Source organism: Marinobacter azerbaijanicus (assembly GCF_030250645.1).
In the GTDB taxonomy this organism is placed as follows: Bacteria; Pseudomonadota; Gammaproteobacteria; order Pseudomonadales; family Oleiphilaceae; genus Marinobacter; species Marinobacter azerbaijanicus.
Map to the genome: position 1 here is coordinate 129,742 of NZ_JASSVS010000001.1, position 14,565 is coordinate 144,306.

A 14,565-nucleotide genomic window follows, 5' to 3' on the forward strand; every position below is an offset into this window, starting at 1 on the left:
GTTCCCCGCGCGTAAGAAGCGTTGAAAAGGTTCATCAAATAACGCAGTATAACCAACTCGCCGGGGTTTACTGCAACTAAACGCCGGTCGGTCATGTTTTATGCGACGGGGATAACAACAGAATGTCGGGCACCAAACTAGAGAATCTGAATGTGGCGAGTCAGGAACCATTGATCACCCCTGAAGCGCTCAAGCAGGAGATGCCGCTATCCGGTAAGGCCGCGGAAACCGTGGAAAAAGGCCGCCAGGCTATCTATGACATCATGGATGGCAAGGATCATCGTCTGTTTGTAGTTGTGGGTCCCTGTTCCATTCACGATGTTGAAGCCGCCCGGGAATATGCCGCCAAGCTGAAGAAACTCTCAGATGAGGTCAGTGATACCCTGCTGATCGTCATGCGTGTCTATTTCGAGAAGCCCCGCACCACCGTTGGCTGGAAAGGCCTGATTAACGATCCGCACCTGAACGATACCTTTGATATCGAACAGGGCCTGCATATCGGTCGTCGCCTGCTGCTGGATATTTCCGAACTGGGCCTGCCCACTGCCACGGAAGCACTGGATCCGATTTCGCCGCAGTACCTTCAGGACACCATTTCCTGGTCTGCGATCGGGGCCCGTACAACCGAGTCCCAGACTCACCGGGAAATGAGCAGTGGCCTGTCCATGGCGATCGGTTTCAAGAATGGCACGGATGGCAGCCTGGATGTTGCCGTCAATGCCATGAAGTCGGTTTCACACCCCCACAGCTTTCTGGGAATTGACCAGCAGGGCAAGGTCGCGGTCATCCGCACCCGTGGTAACAATTATGGCCATGTGGTTCTTCGTGGTGGCGGTGGCAAGCCCAACTACGATTCAGTGAGCGTTGCCCTGTGTGAACGGGCCCTCGAGAAAGCCAATCTGCGCCAGTCCATCATGGTGGACTGCAGTCACGCCAACTCCAGCAAAGACCCTGCCATCCAGCCGCTGGTGCTTCAGGACATTACCCACCAGATTCTGGAAGGCAACCAGTCGATCCAGGGCCTGATGGTGGAAAGCAACCTGAACTGGGGCAACCAGTCGATCCCGGAAAACCTCGCGGATCTCAAGTACGGCGTATCAGTGACTGACGCCTGTATTGACTGGGAAACCACCGAGAAGGCCCTGCACGACATGCGGGACAAGCTGAAAGACGTGTTGCCCAAGCGGCGCGGATAATCCTCTGCCGCAACTCCCCGGGAACGGCGGTTGAAGACTCAGCCGCCGACCCAGTCCAGCCTGTTTCTCAGGGTCACCACGTTGCCGATGATGACCAGTGTGGGAGCAGGCACCGCATTCTGCTCTACGCGCTCGACTATGTTGGAAAGGTCTCCGGTAACCACCTGCTGATGAGGGGTTGTGCCACGGGATACCAGCGCGACAGGCATATCCGGTGACATACCATTGGCGATCAGTTGCCTGCAAATAATGGGTAGCCCCACCAGCCCCATGTAGAACACCAGAGTCTGGTTGTTCTGGACAAAGTCCTTCCACGGCAGGTCACAGGTATCGTTCTTGAGGTGGCCGGTCACGAATCGGACCGACTGGGCATGATCCCTGTGTGTGAGCGGTATTCCGGCATAGGCCGCACAGCCGGAGGCAGCGGTAATCCCCGGCACCACCTGAAAGCGCACACCGGCGGCCGCCAGCGTTTCGATCTCTTCTCCGCCACGCCCGAAGATGAAAGGGTCACCACCCTTCAGGCGCACCACTCTGAGCCCCTTGCGCGCAAGTTCCACCAGACGGTTATTGATCTGGTCCTGGGGCAAGGTATGGTTTGCCCGCTGCTTGCCCACGTGGACGCGTTCCGCGGAGTCGGGAATGAGCGACAGAATTTCCGGAGATACCAGCCGATCGTACAACACCACCTCCGCTGACTGGATCAGGCGCCAGGCCTTGAGTGTCAGCAGTTCCGGGTCACCGGGGCCGGCGCCGACAAGCGCGACCTCCCCCTCGGAGCTGTTCGGGTTCTCGGTGACCGGATTCTTGCGGTATCGAACTGGTGCAGGCTTTGCACCAACGCCCTTCCATGGCGCACTGTCGGATCTGTCACTCATTGGATTCTGTCTACACCTCCCATATACGGTTTCAGAACTTCCGGAACCAGTATGCTGCCGTCTGCCTGTTGGTAGTTCTCCATGACCGCAATCAGTGCGCGGCCTACGGCAAGGCCGGAACCGTTCAGGGTGTGGACAGGTTCCGGCTTGTTGGTTTCCGGATTACGCCAACGTGCATGCATGCGCCGTGCCTGGAAATCACGGGTATTAGAGCAGGAGGAAATCTCTCGGTATTTGTCCTGGCCTGGAAGCCAGACTTCGATATCGTAGGTACGGGCAGCGGCAAAGCCCATGTCCCCGCCACACAGGTCCACCAGACGGTAAGGCAACTCCAGCAGTTGCAGGACCTTTTCAGCGTGCCCTGTCAGCGCCTCAAGGGCGGCTTCGGAATCTTCCGGGCGCACCACCTGAACCAGTTCCACCTTATCGAACTGATGCTGACGGATCATACCCCGGGTATCACGGCCGTAGGAGCCCGCCTCACTGCGGAAACAGGGTGTGTGGCAGACCATTTTCAGTGGTAACTCTTTGGCATCCAGGATGGTATCGCTGACCAGGTTGGTGGCCGGCACCTCCGCAGTGGGAATCAGGTAAAGTGGCTTCTCGCCATCTATACGGAAAAGGTCTTCCTCGAACTTGGGAAGCTGGCCTGTGCCATAGAGGGTTTCGGCATTGACCAGATACGGCACGTAGGCTTCCATGTAGCCATGCTCTTCGGTATGAAGGTTGAGCATGAACTGGGCCAACGCCCGGTGCAGCCGCGCCACCGGGCCGCGCATGACCGCAAAACGGGAATGGGCCAGGCGGGTGGCGGTTTCAAAGTCCAGGCCTCCCAGAGCTTCTCCCAGGGCGACGTGGTCTTTCGGCTCGAAGTCAAAACGTCTGGGGGTGCCCCAGCGGCGCACCTCCACGTTGTCGTCCTCGCTGTCCCCGGCGGGCACGCCTTCATCAGGCAGGTTCGGTATCGTCGCCAGAAACCCGTTCAGCTCCTCCTGCAGTACGCGCAATTCGTCTTCCGCTTCGGATTTCTGCTTCTTCAGGTTTTCGACTTCATCCAGCAAAGGCTGAATGTCTTCGCCCGCTGCCTTGGCCTTACCGATGGATTTGGACCGGCGGTTCTGCTCGCCCTGCAGGGTTTCCGTTTTCACCTGGATCGCCCGGCGGCGCTCCTCAAGCTGATCGAAAGTGGCTTTGTCAAAGGCAAAGCCCTTGATGGCCAGGCGACGGGCGATCTCTTCAGTCTGGGTGCGGACACGTTTGGGATCGAGCATGGTTATCCTGAGTTTTCCGGTTCAAAGGTAAGTTGACAGTTTTCACGATTGACTGGGCATTATACCTGCGAGGATGTCTGTGGCTACAGCAAGGCTGGCCAGCCAGGGAATTTCAGTCTTGGGGATAGCGCTTGTGGGAGCTTTGACGGTTCCATTGATCAAGCCGGTCACGTTTCTCCGCAAGCTTGATCTCGAGACCACGTTTCACCGGCTGATAGTACCGACGCTGGTGAATCGCTTCTGGCAGGTAGGACTCGCCTGCGGCAAAGGCTTCGGGTTCATCATGGGCGTATCGGTATTCATTGCCATGACCCATGGACTTCAGCAGTTTGGTGGGGGCATTGCGCAGGTGCACAGGTACGTCGTAGTCAGGATCATTGCGGATGTCAGCGAGGCACTGGTTGAACGCCTTGTAGACAGCATTGCTCTTCGGCGCTAACGCCAGATAGGTGACTGCCTGGGCAAGGGCCAGTTCTCCTTCCGGTGAACCCAGCCGTTCCTGGGCTTCCCACGCATCCATGGCAATCTGCAGCGCCCTCGGGTCCGCATTGCCGATATCCTCGCTGGCTATCCTGGCCAGCCGCCGGGCCACATACAGGGGGTCACAGCCGCCATCGAGCATGCGACACAACCAATAAAGCGAACCGTCGGGATCCGAGCCCCGCACCGACTTGTGCAGGGCCGATATCTGGTCATAGAAAACATCACCACCCTTGTCGAAACGTCTGAGACTGGTCTGAAGCACCTGTTCCAGATGATCGCGGGTTATTCTGGCGCTGTTTTCGCCGTCAGGCTCGGCAAGATCCGTTGCGACTTCCAGGATATTCAGTGCCCGTCTGGCGTCGCCGCCGGAAGCCGACGCCACAAGATCCAGCACAGATTGCTCAACCGTAAAACGACCGCCAAGACCCTCCGGGGAGGACAACGCCCGGTTCAGCAACTCCAGAATGTCGTCGTCCGACAGGTTTTTGAGGACATAGACCCGGGTGCGGGACAGAAGCGCGCTGTTGAGCTCAAAAGAGGGGTTTTCGGTAGTGGCCCCTACGAAGATAAAGGTGCCATCTTCGATATGGGGAAGAAAGGCATCCTGCTGGCTCTTGTTGAAACGGTGGACCTCATCCACAAACAGCAGGGTATCCCGGCCCTCCCTGCTTTTGCGATCCTTTGCCCGCTGCACAATCTCACGGATGTCCTTTACACCGCTCAGAACGGCAGAGACGGTCTCGAAGCTGAGATCACTGAGGTTGGCCAGCAGGCGGGCAAAAGTGGTCTTGCCGACGCCCGGAGGCCCCCAGAGGATCATGGAATGAAGCTGCCCCTGCTCTACGGCCCGCCGCAGCGGTTTGCCCTCACCGACCAGATGCGCCTGACCAACGTATTCATCGAGGCTTGCAGGGCGCATTCGTGCAGCCAGGGGCCGAAACCCCTGCTGTTCGCCGAACAGGCTTTCCTGCATCAGGCCCCGTCCCGGATAACATCCACACCGTCGGGATATTCAAGAACAAAGGCGCTGTCTTTGACTTCTTCGTTCAGTCGGACATCTTCGAAACTCAGGACGCTCAGCTGGGACAGGGAATCCTGCATACGCATCTCCTGCAGTTCTCCCTTGAAGAACGTCAGCCGCAAGGAAACGAACAGCGAATCCTCGCTCCTGGGCTCCAGGGTAAACTCGCGGGTATTATCGCCAATGGAGCGCATCGATACCTTGTAGGTCTCGTCAAGATTGTCCACTTCGCCACTGAGCAGCAATGCCGGTGTGGTGGACACTTTCTCGTCCAGACTGTGGACCGTGACCTGTTCAAGGTCTGGATCGTAGACTTCTACCTTGTCGCCGTCACTGACGACGAACTGGGAATGGGGTTTACTGGTCTCCCAGTAGAACAGGCCGGGGCGTTTCGCCTTGAGGGAACCCCGGCTTTCCTGGACCCGGTTGCCATTCTCGTTCACAACAATCTGGATAAAGCTGGACTGAAAGGATTCGTAACTCTCCAGCATGGACGCAAGTTCAGCGGCAGCGTCTTCGCCGCTCTCTTCAGCCTGAGCCGGCAGGGCGAATACCAACAGCGCTGCCAGTATCGATGCCAGGCCAAAACCTTTTCGTAATTCCGTCATTGATCTGTACTCCTAATCTCGTGGTGGCGGTGGAGCCAGTACTTCCCGGGCACCGTTGTGCCCGGCTGCGCTAACCACACCGGATGCTTCCATGGCTTCCACCAGGTTTGCGGCCCGGTTGTAGCCGATCTTGAATTTCCGCTGGACGGATGAAATCGAAACACGCCTGCCTTCGGTGACGAAGGCGACAGCCTCATCGAACAGGGCATCGCCTTCACTATCACCACCGCCTTCGCTCAGGCTCGGCACCCCGGGCAGGTTCTCGCCTTCGGCGCCATTGAGCACGTCCTCCACGTAGACCGGCTCTCCCCGGGCTTTCCAGGCACTGACCACCCGGTGCACTTCATCGTCATCGACAAAAGCGCCGTGGACACGCACAGGTAGCCCGGAGCCGGGCGGCAGGTACAGCATGTCCCCATGCCCCAGCAACTGTTCCGCGCCGCCCTGATCCAGTACCGTCCGGGAATCAATCTTGGAGGACACCTGGAACGACATACGGGTGGGGATGTTGGCCTTGATCAAACCGGTGATCACGTCAACCGAGGGACGCTGGGTCGCCAGGATCAGGTGAATGCCGGCCGCACGGGCTTTCTGGGCAATCCGCGCAATCAGTTCTTCCACTTTTTTGCCGACAATCATCATCATGTCAGCAAATTCGTCAATCACCACCACAATAAACGGCAGTGTTTCCAGCTCCGGACGTTCCTGTTCATCGTCAGCCAGGAACTGATCCGGTTTCCAGGTGGGGTCCAGCAGTGGCTCACCCGCAGCCGCAGCGTCTCTCACCTTGCGGTTATAGCCGGCCAGGTTGCGAACCCCCAGGCTTGCCAGCAGTCGATAACGACGTTCCATCTCAGCAACGCACCAGCGCAGGGCGTTGGCGGCATCCTTCATGTCGGTCACCACAGGCGCCAGCAGGTGCGGAATACCGTCATAGATGCTCAACTCCAGCATCTTCGGGTCCACCATGATGAAGCGGACTTCTTCGGGGGTGGCCTTCAACAGCATGCTCAGAATCATGGCATTCACGCCCACCGATTTACCCGAGCCCGTGGTGCCGGCGACCAGCAGATGCGGCATCTTGGCGAGGTTGGCGACCATCGGATTGCCACCAATATCGTTGCCCAGCGCCAGGGTCAGAGCCGAGGAGGATTCCTGAAAGACCCTGGCATTCAGTACCTCACTGAGGCGCACCATCTCCCGCTCTTCGTTGGGAATCTCGATGCCAACCACGGATTTTCCCGGAATCACCTCCACTACCCGGACACTCAGGACGGCCAGGGAGCGGGCGAGGTCCTTCGCCAGGTTGGATATCTTGCTAACCTTGACCCCGGGCGCGGGTTTGATCTCGAAACGGGTAATCACAGGCCCGGGATTAACCTCGACCACTTCCACGGAGACACCGAAATCCGCCAGTTTCTCCTCCAGAAGTCGCGACATGTGTTGAAGCGATTCCTCGGAGTACCCCCGCTCCTTGTGCTCTTCCGGCGGGTCCAGCAGGGAGATCGGAGGGATGGGACTTTCAATATCTTCCAGCAGGGATGCCTGTTTGCTACTGCCCTTGCCGCTTGTTGCGGACTGGTCTTCCCGCTTGAACGGTGAAATCTTCAGGGATTTGCCAGCCGGTGGTTTCCTGCCGCTACGGAGATCGGGTTCGGGCACATGGGGCACGGTCGCACTGTCATCCCGGGAACTGAAACTTTCAAGACGCGCGGGTTCAGCATCATCAACCGGTTGCACCCCTTCAAGCCCCGGTTCGCGCCGTTCTTTCGGGGGCACGGCTGTCTTTGTCTTCTGCTTGCGCTGCCCGAGGCCCAGCAGGCGCCTCCACCAGGGCGCACCGGAAGCAGGCTTGTCTTTATCCGGCGCTGGAACCCTGTCCTTCACAACTGGCGGTTCCACAGCTTTTTTCGCCGGTTCAGGCGCTGCAGTGCGCCGGGTATCTTTGCCAGACCCGGGCTTACCGGTCGAGGAAAACAGCTTCCTGATGCCGATCCCGGCCCGCAGTGTCAGGCTGCCCACCTGATCCATCAGCCAGAACCAGGAAAGTCCGGTACTGACGGTAAGCGCAAACAGGAAAATGGCAATCAGCAGAAGCGTCGTCGCAGGCAGGTTGAAGAACCGAACCATGGCCTCGGAAACCGCTGCGCCAAGCACGCCGCCGGAAGTCACCCCAAGTCCGAACACCGAATAGAGCGACAGCAGGCTGGTTGCAGACAGCAAAATCAGCAGGAACCCGCCAAACCTGAGCAGAAATAGCGGCATATGCATATCGATGGGATCATTTCTGCGGCGAATGAGCATCAGCGCATAGCCGGCAATCATCACCGGGAACAGGAAGGCCACGTGCCCGAAGAAGTCGCGGAACAGACTGGCAAGCCACGCGCCAGTGCGCCCGGCGTAGTTCTGCACACTGGTTTCATGACCAATACTCGCCCAACCTGGATCCGATGGGCTGAAGGTGACCAGCGCCATGCCCAGATAAATGCACAGCGCTATCAGCGCAATCACCGCCCCTTCCCGCGCCCCCTGGGCCAGAAAACGACGGAATTTCACCTGTTTTTCGGTCAACTCCTCTGATTTTTTCGCTCTTGCGCTCTCAGCCATGAATGCTCAGACAGTTCCCTGACGGTAATTTTCAAGAGCCTCAAAACCGCGCTGCAAGTCGGTCTTGAGATCCTCAACAGCTTCAATACCTACCGAGATCCGTACCAGATTTTCGGTAATGCCCGCCTGCTCCTTGTCTTCCGGGGACAGGCGACCGTGTGTGGTCGTGGCCGGATGGGTAATGGTGGTTTTAACGTCACCAAGATTGGCGGTTATGGAAATCATCCGGGTCGCATCGATAAACGCCCAGGCCTGCTCCCGCCCACCCTTGACGGTGAAGGAAAGTACGCCACCGAAACCACTCTGCTGTCGCTTGGCCAGGGCGTGCTGCGGATGATCAGGCAGGCCGGCATAGAATACGCGGTCCACTGCCCCCTGCCCTTCCAGCCACTTCGCCAACTCTAACGCATTGTCGCAGTGGGCGCGCATACGGATTGGTAAGGTTTCCAGACCCTTGAGAAACACCCACGCATTAAACGGGCTCATGGTGGGCCCGGCCGAACGCAGGAAGCCATAGACCTCTTCCATCAACTTGTTGGGGCCGACGACCACACCGCCGACGCAACGACCCTGGCCATCCAGGTATTTGGTCGCCGAATGGATGATGATGTCCGCGCCATGCTCGAATGGCCGCTGCAGTACCGGGGTGCAAAAACAGTTGTCCACCACAAACAGGGCATCATTGTCGTGCGCAAGCCTGGCCAGGGCCTCCATGTCGGCCACTTCACACAGAGGATTGGACGGCGTTTCAATGAAAACCATCCGGGTTTCCGGCCGCACCGCAGCCTGCCACTGGGCCATGTCCGTCAGCCCTACAAAGGTGGTTTCCACGCCAAATTTGGCCAGGTATTTCTGGAACAGCACATTGGTGGTGCCGAACACGCCCCGTGAACAGATCACGTGGTCTCCGGATTTCAGGAGCGCCATGCAGGTTGCCAGGATGGCGGCCATGCCCGAAGAGGTGGCTACCGCTCTTTCGCCCCCTTCCATCGCCGCGATACGGGCTTCGAATGCCTGCACCGTCGGATTGGTAAAACGGGAATAGATATTGCCCGGCTCCTCACCACCAAAACGGGCCGCAGCCTGGGCGGCGCTGCCATACACGAAGCTGGAGGTGGGAAAAATAGCGTCACTGTGTTCGAGCTGGCCGGTACGGATCTGCCCGGCACGGACCGCAAGAGTGTCCACCGACATGCCCTCCAGATCCGACTCTGGGATCAGGACGTGCTCTTCGCGGCGATGGGTCATGACAAACTCCTGTTAACAACCATGGTCTGGTCAGTCTTCGTCGTTGTACAGATCAATAATACCGTTATCGGAGGAATCCCCGGAACCGGCCTGGAAGCGGTTTTCATCATTACGGGCCGCCTCCAGTTTGTTGAGATACGCAGCATCTACGTCCCCGGTGATGTAGTTGCCGGTGAATACCGAGCATTCCCAACCTTCAATATCCGGGTTGACGTCGTTGACACAAGCAATGAGGTCATCCAGATCCTGGTAAAGCAACCAGTCGGCACCGATCAACTCGCCGATTTCCTCCACGCTGCGATCGTGGGCAATCAGCTCATTAACCGACGGCATGTCGATACCGTACACATTCGGGTAACGCACCGGGGGTGCTGCCGAGGCAAAGTACACTTTGCGGGCACCGGCGTCACGGGCCATCTGGACGATCTCTTTGCAGGTGGTTCCCCTTACAATGGAGTCATCCACCAGCATCACATTCTTGCCACGGAATTCCAGATCAATGGGGTTCAGCTTCTGACGCACGGATTTCTTGCGCATTTTCTGGCCCGGCATGATGAAGGTCCGGCCAATGTACCGGTTCTTGATGAAACCTTCCCGGAACTTCACCCCGAGCCGATGGGCCATCTGCATCGCGGACGTACGACTGGTATCGGGAATGGGCATCACCACGTCGATATCATGATCGGGGCGTTCACGCAGCACCTTTTCCGCCAGGGTCTCACCCATTCTGAGGCGCGCCTTGTAAACCGACACCTTGTCAATAATGGAGTCGGGCCGGGCGAAATACACGTGTTCAAACACACAGGGATAAAGGTGCGGTTCTTCTGCACACTGCTGGGTGTAAAGCGTGCCATCGGTCTCAATATAGACCGCTTCGCCCGGGGCAATATCCCGCACCAGTCTGAAGCCGGCGGCGCTGAGCGCAACACTCTCGGAGGCAATCATGTACTCCTCCCCCTCCTCGGTCTTGCGCACACCGTAGCAGGCCGGGCGAATACCATTGGGGTCGCGGAAGCCGACAATGCCATAACCCGTAATCATCGCAATCACGGCGTAAGCGCCACGGCAGCGTTTATGTACCGCGCGCACAGCCGAAAAGATCTCTTCCTTGGTGGGGTCCAGCTTGCCCAGCTTCTGCAGCTCGTGGGCAAACACGTTCAGCAGTACTTCCGAGTCCGAGTTGGTGTTGATATGGCGCAGGTCGGTCCGAAACAGATCCCGGCTCAGATCGTCGGCGTTCGTCAGGTTGCCGTTATGGGCGAGGGTAATACCGTAGGGGCTGTTGACGTAGAAGGGCTGGGCTTCGGCAGAGCTGGAACTGCCCGCCGTCGGGTAGCGGACATGGCCGATCCCCACATTGCCCACCAGCCTCCGCATATGCCGGGTACGGAACACATCCCGCACCAGTCCGTTGTCCTTGCGCAGGAAAAAGCGCTCATCCTGAAAAGTAACAATACCCGCTGCATCCTGGCCCCGGTGCTGTAATACGGTCAGCGCGTCGTAAAGCGTCTGATTTACGTTGGAAGTACTGACTATGCCGACAATGCCACACATGGATACGGTAATCTCCGAAGCGTTAAAACTGAATGTTAGCGGGACGCGGAAGCGGGTTCCACGTTATCTTCCGGTTCAATGCTGGGGGGAGCCTCCGTGTCTCCACCTGCCGGCCCGAGCAAGCGGGCAAATTCGTCTCCGAGCGTTCTCCGTGACCAGTCCTCCACCACGGCCAGACGCTCAATCATCACCGACGTACGCCACCAGGTATCTTCCGCCAGGGGCGTATAGCGAGTGAAAGCAATGGCAACAATCACCACCACCAAACCCCGCAAGAGCCCGAACCCCATCCCCAGTACCCGGTCGGTAGCAGACAGGCCGGTGGCCCTCACAAGATGACCAATCAGGTTGTTGACGATGGCGCCAACGATCAGAGTGGCAAAAAACAGGATGGCAAATGCCGCTACCAGGCGCACCAGCGGCGTCTCAACGGTACCCTCAAGGAGAGACTGCATCTGGGGGTGGAACGTTCGGGCAATAATGAACGCGCCCACCCAGGTGATCAGCGACAGCGCTTCCCTGATGAAGCCGCGCTTGAGACTGATAAGGGTGGAAACAGTAATCAGGGCAATGATGACCCAGTCGATCCAGATCAGCGCATCCATGGAAAACCCGGTGGAAATAAGGAAGCGCGAATTCTATCAGGAAACGCCACCTGACCAAACCGCCCATTACGCATTAGTGACAGTAGCCCACTGCACTATTTGTCGCCGGAGGTCACCAGGCTGTTGAGACCGAAGGCTTTGTCGAGGACCTGCTTGGCCCTTTCCGCCTCTGCCTTCTCTGCGAAAGGACCACTGAAAACCCGGGTCAACTCGGTATCGCCACGGGTTATCTGCTGCAAGTGGGAGTTGTAGCCTTTCTCACGAACCTTGTCCCGCAGGTTTCTGGCATTGTCGCCGCTGCCAAAACTACCCAATTGCACCACCCAGGCTCCTTCCAGGGAACGGGTAAATTCCGCCGCATCTTCATCCGTTACGGGTTCTTGCGGGGCCTCTTCAACCGGTTCCTGAGCGGTCTGCTCGCCGGTTTCCGGCTGAGCCACCTGCTCTTCAGCTGTCGATGCAGACTGGGGCGCCTCCTCAGTATCGAGCTCTGGCGCCGCCACTTGCTCGTCATCCATACCGGGTTCTTCAATACGGTAGGCTGGAGTTTCCGGAATCTCGGGTTCTGGCGCCTCAACTTCGGGGAACGGGGGCTCTTCAGGAATCTTTATAGAAGTGGACTCACGTTCGGAGTGGGGCTCGTCAAACATCATCGGCACAAAGATAACGGCTAGAGACACCAGCACCAGTGCTCCGATGATTCTCTGTTTCAGTCCGTCCACGTTACGTTATCCCCTGTTAATTCACGACTCGCCAAGATTGACCAACACTGTGCCCGATAGTAACCGCCGCCCACAGAGAACTCAAAGCCTCATGCCAGCCATGAAGGATATTTAAGATCCGTCATTTGCCAAGTGCTTCGCGGGCGGCCGCAACGGTATAGAACGACCCGAACACAATCACCAGGTCATCTGGCGACGCCACTGCCAGAACCTGTTCCAGCGCATCACCAACTGATGGTAACAGCTTTGGCGATGTCTCATCGGCAACAATACCGGCCAGTCGTGCTGCCAGGTCGTGACAACCAAGTCCACGGGGAACCTCCAGGCCGGCAAGATACCATTGATCCACAACCGGCCTCATCGCCCCGACAACGCCTTCGACGTCCTTATCCGAGAGAGCGCCATAGACGGCAATCACCCGCCCTGCGGCATTCCGCCGGCGACTTATCCGGTTTGCCAGCCATGCCGCTGCATGGGGATTATGGCCCACATCTGCAACGACCTGGGGCGAGGAACGTAAAATTTCGTAACGACCCGGCAAGGTGAGCCCGGCAAGTACCGTTTCAATGTCTGACAGGCTCAGGCCGGGTTCGAGCTGACGAATAGCAACAACCGCTGCTGCGAGGCTGTGAACCGGAAGACCGGTATCAGGAATGGCCACCTCATCTCCATGGCGGGCCTGACAGAGACGGAAGCCGCTTGCGGGCTCACCCTCAGTCGGTACGAGCTGATAAGTCTGCCCAGGGCGCTCGAGCTTCACCTTCTGGGCGGACACTTGTTGGAGAACGGACGCCGGGGGATCAACATCCGCATAGATGGCGTTGATGCCAGGGCGTAATATCCCCGCTTTCTCGAAGCCAATAACCTCGCGGTTGTTACCGAGGAATGCCACGTGGTCAATGTCGACGGACGTAATGATTGCCAGCGCTGGATCGAGCACGTTTACGGCGTCAAGCCGGCCGCCAAGCCCAACTTCCAGCACCCAGTCCTCCACGCCGGCTTCCTGGAACAGGACGAACGCAGCCAGGGTGCCAAACTCGAAATAGGTCAGAGTGGTAGTCCCCCGCGCTGCTTCAACACGCTCAAAAGCGCGAACGAGGCTATCATCGGAAACATCCGAACCGTTGATCCGGACCCGTTCGTTATAACGCTGAAGGTGTGGCGAGGTGTAGGCACCCGTTGATCGACCAGCTTTCATCAGCAGTTGCTCGAGCGCCGCAACCGCACTGCCCTTGCCGTTGGTACCGCCGATGGTGATGATCCGGGATGAAGGGTTGCGACGAAACAGGCGCCGCAGCACCAGAAGGACGCGGTCTAGACCAAGGTCAATCTCTGACGGATGGATGGATTCCAGGTAGCCAAGCCACTGCTCAAGAGTGGCTCCGGTGCCCGGCACTCTGGGGTGCCGGGCACCGGAATCATTCTGCTTGGGCATCGGTTTCCGGGCGTTCCGATACTTCAAACTCGATCGGCGCCTCGGTAGCCGGCTTTTCCATACCGGCAAACTTGGCAAGGAGCGCCGCAATGCGCTCACGCATCTGGTGACGATGAAGAATCATGTCGATCGCGCCATGTTCCAGCAGGAATTCGCTGCGCTGGAACCCCTCCGGCAGTTTTTCCCGAACGGTCTGTTCGATGACACGGGGGCCGGCAAAGCCGATCAGTGCGTAGGGCTCAGCGATATTGAGGTCGCCCAGCATGGCCAGGCTGGCGGAAACACCGCCAAATACCGGGTCCGTCATCACTGAAATATAGGGAATGCCTTCCTGCTTCATGCGCTCAAGCACCGCCGCAGTCTTGGACATCTGCATCAGCGACAGAATGGCTTCCTGCATCCGCGCACCACCACTGGCGGAAAAACACACCAGGGGGATCCGCTCCTCCAGGCACACATTGGCCGCCTGGACAAACTTCTCGCCCACAACCTGGCCCATGGAACCGCCCATGAAATTGAACTCGAAGGCCACCGCAACCAACGGTGTCTCGAGGCAGGAACCGCGCATGGCCACCAGCGCGTCTTTTTCACCGGTGGCTTTCTGGTTCTGGGTCAGCCTGTCCTTGTAGCGTTTGCTATCCTTGAACTTCAGGCGATCCCAGGGTTCCAGATCAGCCGCAATTTCCTGGCGGCCTTCCTTGTCCAGAAAGATATCCAGGCGCCGACGGGCGGTTACCCGCAAATGGTGCTGACATTTGGGACAAACATCCAGGTTCTTGTCGAGTTCCGGCTTGTAGAGAAACGCCCCGCATTTTGGGCACTTCTTCCAGAGCCCTTCGGGAACCCCGGTACGTTGCTTGGATTCCGAGCGGATCTTGCTCGGCATGATCTTGTCCAGCCAGTTACTCATGATCTCATCCTGTCCTTTAATGCCTGC

At 58.1% G+C, this 14,565-nt stretch carries 12 protein-coding genes; 1 reads left to right on the forward strand and 11 read right to left on the reverse strand.

Going from position 1 to position 14,565, the window contains the following annotated elements; all coding sequences use genetic code 11:
• The first annotated feature begins 122 nt into the window (after nt 1-122).
• Complete coding sequence (locus tag QPM17_RS00650) at nt 123-1,196, forward strand: 3-deoxy-7-phosphoheptulonate synthase (protein WP_285387888.1); 1,074 nt, start codon at nt 123-125, stop codon at nt 1,194-1,196.
• A gap of 38 nt (nt 1,197-1,234) precedes the next feature.
• On the opposite strand, the gene cobA is transcribed toward QPM17_RS00650, so the two are convergent.
• The 11 genes from cobA to accD all read right to left on the reverse strand — a co-directional run bounded on the left by cobA (nt 1,235) and on the right by accD (nt 14,538).
• Nucleotides 1,235-2,074, reverse strand: a complete 840-nt coding sequence (cobA, locus tag QPM17_RS00655) for a uroporphyrinogen-III C-methyltransferase (protein ID WP_285387889.1) — start codon at nt 2,072-2,074, stop codon at nt 1,235-1,237.
• On the reverse strand, nt 2,071-3,345 hold the full coding sequence (gene serS, locus QPM17_RS00660; protein WP_285387892.1) for a serine--tRNA ligase: 1,275 nt from the start codon (nt 3,343-3,345) through the stop codon (nt 2,071-2,073). The genes cobA and serS overlap by 4 nt, the downstream gene beginning before the upstream one ends.
• A gap of 112 nt (nt 3,346-3,457) precedes the next feature.
• The gene (locus QPM17_RS00665) at nt 3,458-4,801 is read right to left on the reverse strand and encodes a replication-associated recombination protein A (RefSeq protein ID WP_285387895.1); all 1,344 of its coding nucleotides are present in this window, start codon (nt 4,799-4,801) and stop codon (nt 3,458-3,460) included.
• Nucleotides 4,801-5,457 carry an outer membrane lipoprotein periplasmic chaperone LolA gene (gene lolA / locus QPM17_RS00670; protein ID WP_285387897.1) on the reverse strand — a complete coding sequence of 219 codons (657 nt, stop codon included), beginning with the start codon at nt 5,455-5,457 and terminating at the stop codon, nt 4,801-4,803. Before lolA ends, QPM17_RS00665 begins: the two co-directional genes overlap by 1 nt.
• Before the next feature lie 12 nt (nt 5,458-5,469).
• On the reverse strand, nt 5,470-8,064 hold the full coding sequence (locus tag QPM17_RS00675; RefSeq protein WP_285387899.1) for a DNA translocase FtsK 4TM domain-containing protein: 2,595 nt from the start codon (nt 8,062-8,064) through the stop codon (nt 5,470-5,472).
• 6 nt (nt 8,065-8,070) lie between these two features.
• On the reverse strand, nt 8,071-9,312 hold the full coding sequence (locus tag QPM17_RS00680; protein WP_285387902.1) for an O-succinylhomoserine sulfhydrylase: 1,242 nt from the start codon (nt 9,310-9,312) through the stop codon (nt 8,071-8,073).
• 30 nt (nt 9,313-9,342) lie between these two features.
• The gene (gene purF / locus QPM17_RS00685) at nt 9,343-10,866 is read right to left on the reverse strand and encodes an amidophosphoribosyltransferase (RefSeq protein ID WP_285387903.1); all 1,524 of its coding nucleotides are present in this window, start codon (nt 10,864-10,866) and stop codon (nt 9,343-9,345) included.
• Nucleotides 10,867-10,901: 35 nt separating this feature from the next.
• Nucleotides 10,902-11,471, reverse strand: coding sequence for a CvpA family protein (locus QPM17_RS00690; RefSeq protein WP_285387906.1), 570 nt, complete (start codon nt 11,469-11,471; stop codon nt 10,902-10,904).
• Nucleotides 11,472-11,566: 95 nt separating this feature from the next.
• Nucleotides 11,567-12,193 (reverse strand): SPOR domain-containing protein, encoded by a 627-nt coding sequence (locus tag QPM17_RS00695; RefSeq protein WP_285387908.1) that lies wholly within the window; start codon nt 12,191-12,193, stop codon nt 11,567-11,569.
• Nucleotides 12,194-12,314: 121 nt separating this feature from the next.
• Nucleotides 12,315-13,628, reverse strand: coding sequence for a bifunctional tetrahydrofolate synthase/dihydrofolate synthase (folC, locus tag QPM17_RS00700; RefSeq protein ID WP_285387910.1), 1,314 nt, complete (start codon nt 13,626-13,628; stop codon nt 12,315-12,317).
• Entirely contained in the window at nt 13,612-14,538 is a 927-nt protein-coding gene (accD, locus tag QPM17_RS00705; RefSeq protein WP_285387912.1) for an acetyl-CoA carboxylase, carboxyltransferase subunit beta, read from the reverse strand. Before accD ends, folC begins: the two co-directional genes overlap by 17 nt.
• Nucleotides 14,539-14,565: the final 27 nt, after the last annotated feature.

What these genes read in the sequence shown, in the direction of transcription:
- lolA (WP_285387897.1), bottom strand. Translation starts at nt 5,457, where the DNA reads ATGACGGAATTACGAAAAGGTTTTGGCCTGGCATCGATACTGGCAGCG.
- QPM17_RS00665 (WP_285387895.1), bottom strand. Translation starts at nt 4,801, where the DNA reads ATGCAGGAAAGCCTGTTCGGCGAACAGCAGGGGTTTCGGCCCCTGGCT.
- QPM17_RS00675 (WP_285387899.1), bottom strand. Translation starts at nt 8,064, where the DNA reads ATGGCTGAGAGCGCAAGAGCGAAAAAATCAGAGGAGTTGACCGAAAAA.
- QPM17_RS00690 (WP_285387906.1), bottom strand. Translation starts at nt 11,471, where the DNA reads ATGGATGCGCTGATCTGGATCGACTGGGTCATCATTGCCCTGATTACT.
- accD (WP_285387912.1), bottom strand. Translation starts at nt 14,538, where the DNA reads ATGAGTAACTGGCTGGACAAGATCATGCCGAGCAAGATCCGCTCGGAA.
- folC (WP_285387910.1), bottom strand. Translation starts at nt 13,628, where the DNA reads ATGCCCAAGCAGAATGATTCCGGTGCCCGGCACCCCAGAGTGCCGGGC.
- purF (WP_285387903.1), bottom strand. Translation starts at nt 10,866, where the DNA reads ATGTGTGGCATTGTCGGCATAGTCAGTACTTCCAACGTAAATCAGACG.
- serS (WP_285387892.1), bottom strand. Translation starts at nt 3,345, where the DNA reads ATGCTCGATCCCAAACGTGTCCGCACCCAGACTGAAGAGATCGCCCGT.
- QPM17_RS00650 (WP_285387888.1), top strand. Translation starts at nt 123, where the DNA reads ATGTCGGGCACCAAACTAGAGAATCTGAATGTGGCGAGTCAGGAACCA.
- QPM17_RS00680 (WP_285387902.1), bottom strand. Translation starts at nt 9,312, where the DNA reads ATGACCCATCGCCGCGAAGAGCACGTCCTGATCCCAGAGTCGGATCTG.
- cobA (WP_285387889.1), bottom strand. Translation starts at nt 2,074, where the DNA reads ATGAGTGACAGATCCGACAGTGCGCCATGGAAGGGCGTTGGTGCAAAG.